General features: G+C 40.8%; 1 protein-coding gene. It reads left to right on the top strand.

Features of this window, described 5'->3' with window-relative positions; translation table 11 throughout:
- Nucleotides 1–708, top strand: a 708-nt coding sequence (locus ACFIK8_RS11485) for an ABC transporter substrate-binding protein (protein ID WP_375669502.1), incomplete at both ends; no start/stop codon positions are given.

Consider the following 708-nt stretch of genomic DNA (forward strand, 5'->3'; position numbering starts at 1 on the left):
AGGATCTAGCAGATCTCCAGGCAAAAACAGATCTTAAGGTTGAAAAAGTGTTGGAGCCATCCATGATGTATTGGGGGTTCAATACGACAAATCCACTTTTTGCCAATGAAAAAGTGCGTTTGGCGATGCGCTATCTTATTGATTATGAAGGTCTGGGAAAGACTCTTCTCAAAGGTGTTGGTGTTCCACGTGCAAGCTTTATTCCTCTTGGTAATCTTGGAGCTTTGGATGAAAAAGAAGGACAGCCTTTTAAACTTGATCTTCAAAAAGCAAAGCAGCTTTTAACGGAAGCAGGTTATCCAGAAGGGTTTGAGGTCAATTTTTTAGTGGGAAACTCTCCTTATGCTTTGTCTATTGCTCAGTCCCTTCAAGATAGTGCAGAAAAGGTGGGTGTACACCTTAAAATTGAACGTTTGGCGGGTACACAGTTATTTTCAAAACTTTATGCACGTGCTTTTGATGCGGTTTTTGTTGGGTGGAATAATGACTCTACCGATCCTCATACAATGGCTTCGCGCCTTGTTTACAACCCTGATAATCGGTTTGAGGCTAAAAATACAGCCTACCCTAGTTGGCACCATGGATATTTGGATGAAGATATGAATAAAAAGGTTGAAGATGCGTTGTTTCAAAAAGATCCACAGAAACGAGCACAAATATATGCTGATTTGCAGCGTGAACTTATGCAGAAAGGGCCTTATGCTTTCA

The sequence above is a fragment of the Bartonella sp. MR168JLCBS genome, from assembly GCF_042194175.1.